At 36.6% G+C, this 2,594-nt stretch carries 3 protein-coding genes; 2 read left to right on the top strand and 1 reads right to left on the bottom strand.

Annotated features, from left to right (window positions below; genetic code table 11):
* Positions 1-265 precede the first annotated feature (265 nt).
* Both DUK53_RS16795 and DUK53_RS16790 read left to right on the top strand, forming a co-directional pair.
* Positions 266-490 (top strand): helix-turn-helix domain-containing protein, encoded by a 225-nt coding sequence (locus DUK53_RS16795; protein ID WP_161564262.1) that lies wholly within the window; start codon positions 266-268, stop codon positions 488-490.
* Positions 491-595: 105 nt separating this feature from the next.
* Positions 596-1,129, top strand: coding sequence for a hypothetical protein (locus DUK53_RS16790; RefSeq protein WP_124893183.1), 534 nt, complete (start codon positions 596-598; stop codon positions 1,127-1,129).
* Between the two features lie 559 nt (positions 1,130-1,688).
* On the opposite strand, the gene DUK53_RS16785 is transcribed toward DUK53_RS16790, so the two are convergent.
* Positions 1,689-2,510, bottom strand: coding sequence for a hypothetical protein (locus DUK53_RS16785; protein WP_124893181.1), 822 nt, complete (start codon positions 2,508-2,510; stop codon positions 1,689-1,691).
* Positions 2,511-2,594: the final 84 nt, after the last annotated feature.

Here is a 2,594-nt window from a genome sequence, read left to right as displayed (position 1 = left end):
ACTGAATACTGATTCAAATAGATTTTTTAGATTCTTATTAGCGGATTAGCCTATTACCTACTACAGATAGGCTAATTTGTTTTTAACCAACCCAGATGATGCTAAGTGTTTGAATAGCAAGAATTAAACTCATATTTTTCACCTCCTAATATCATTATAACGATTGTAAACGCTACATTTTAATACCCGTACTATTGTACGTCTACTTTTTTTGTAGCCTGACCAAAATTTATTCACATTTAATTTGTTAAAGGGAGGGACTAATTTGCAACATATCGGAAAAGTACTAAGAAGAATTAGGGAAATAAAAGGGTTAAGACAAGAAGATTTGGTCACGCCAATAGTATCCCTGTCTACCATTCAAAAAGTGGAGGCTGGGAAAAGAAATCCATCCCACGATGTGATCTTAAGTATGATTAGCTCCTTAGATGTATCTTACGAAGAAGTACTATATCTCCAAAATAATTATAACCTAGATGAACGTGCATAACTCATTTCTGATTTTAAAAACTTAACTAACTCCCTAGAAGCTGACGCTTTCGGCACACTAGATAGAAAAATAACTAAATATTTAAAAAAGCATCAAGATGTCCAGATGAAAGACTTACAAGCTACTGTTAGGGGAATGATTTGCTTTCAAGAAACACAAGACTTTGTTGCCCCAAGGTCAATTGTTCAAGATGTGTGGAATAGAATTGAGCCTCAAAATGACTGGCTTAGTTTCGATGTTTATCTCATGAGTCACATATTTTATGTCTTTGAATTTGATTCCGCTGCAACTAATATTGTTAGAATAGCAGATTACATTGCTAGATACGATGACCTAAATGCAAATCCAAAGTTACGAGTAAGCTTTTTACTCAATGTGCTTACCTTTTACAGACACCATAATCGAATTGTAGAAGCTGAAAAATACGCTGATGAAGCCATTACAATTGCTGGTCCTTTTATTCTCCATCGATTGGTTGCTCAATACAGAAAAGCTGAAATTATGTATTTAAAAGGGCATAAGGAAAAAGCTATGGAAGACGCAAATTTTGTATTTGAATGTCTAAAAACCATGCGTCTAAACGCTATCTACGATGATTTATTAATTGACTGGGAGCAAACATTAAATATGGACAAATAAAAGACGCCTTTTCATACGATAGGCGCCAAAGACTGTGATCATAGTTGGAATGTGATTACAGTTTTTTGTTTGTCAAAATTGCATTTAAGCAAACCAAAATTTTGATTTACGATTATCTGTTTTCTTCATGGGATAACCTCCTTAAACTCCTGAATACGTTTTCTTTCTCTACTTCCAGCGTATCACAAAAAAGTCTTAAAAAACCGATTTAGTCGTAAACGTAGCGATTTCGTTCGTAAACGCGAAAAAACGGTCTTTTATTAGTTATTTTTATAACTAATATCCCTACTTTTCGTTTTGTGATGCTTAAATTAAGGATAGCGATTTCACAAGGTTTTGGTTAATAATGTTCCTTATTTCCAACAAAGCGAAGCGGGCAACAAATAAACCAGGTTAAGTCCAGGTTAAAACATAAAAATACAGATTAGAAGAACTAACGCCTTCCGCTTTGCTCCAGTTGTTCCCAGTCTCCCAGTCAACGGTATTGCTACGCAAACCTCTGTCTGCTCGACTGTCTACGCTGCCCCAAAAACATACGGAATTATCCCTTCAAATGCAATCAAAACGGTAGATCGTCTAAAGAAATATCTACACGTCTCTGTTCTTGTTCTCTTTTTCTTAATTCCGCAGCATGTCTCTTTTGAGCAGCAATTAAGCGCTGTTCCATGCGCTCTTTCAACAAATATTGTTCTTGAGATACACTAGATTCCGGGTTTTGAAGAGCCTTATGGCGCATAGCATTCGCGACAGCAGCACGAAGGTATGCCTTTGGATTGACAATACGGGTGTGTTTTTCTTTCTCTTTGACTTCCACTACGACTTTTTGGAAAAGCGTTTTGCTAATGGAGTCACTGCCTGTTGATTCCAGCCATACCTCATGAATTAATTTGTCTGTGAACCCTGATAACTGTTTAAAAGCTTTTAAGGGCTTAGGAGAAGAGATAAAGAACAAAGATACAAAGGAATTCGAACTTTGGAAAAGCGCTGGTAATAAAGGCTTCATGGGCTCTTTTTCTGGGGGGGCTTGTGTTTCATCTTGTATGTCATGTTGTCTTTCAAGGGGTAAAATTTGATAAATAGATGCACCTCGTCCCCCGTTGATACTACGGCGATAAGAAGGAATTATATCAATCATTTTTAACTCACGTAATGTACTTAAGGCACGGGCAACCGTCATGACGCTCATATTAATTTTATCGGCAATTGTTTCCCTGAAAATAGTACATGCTCCGGTGTAACGGATAGAGCATGCTGTGATATATTCAAGCACCAGACGTGCCGAAGTATTTAGGCTTGGATCAGCAAGGTATGTACTGACTGTCTCTCGTAAATCTGTTTCTGTGTCAAATGTTGTGTAGGCGTGTAATCTTTCAAAACCCATTTGTATCCCTCTTTCTTATTTTAATTTTTTGTACAACAAAAAAAGTAGACAACAATCATGTGAGATTGCTGCCTACTTACGTAG

Origin of the sequence: Listeria sp. SHR_NRA_18, assembly GCF_003856515.1 — a bacterium.
GTDB lineage: Bacteria > Bacillota > Bacilli > Lactobacillales > Listeriaceae > Listeria_A > Listeria_A newyorkensis.
The sequence above is the reverse complement of the archived record's forward strand: the minus strand, read 5'-3'. Positions and strand labels throughout refer to the sequence as shown.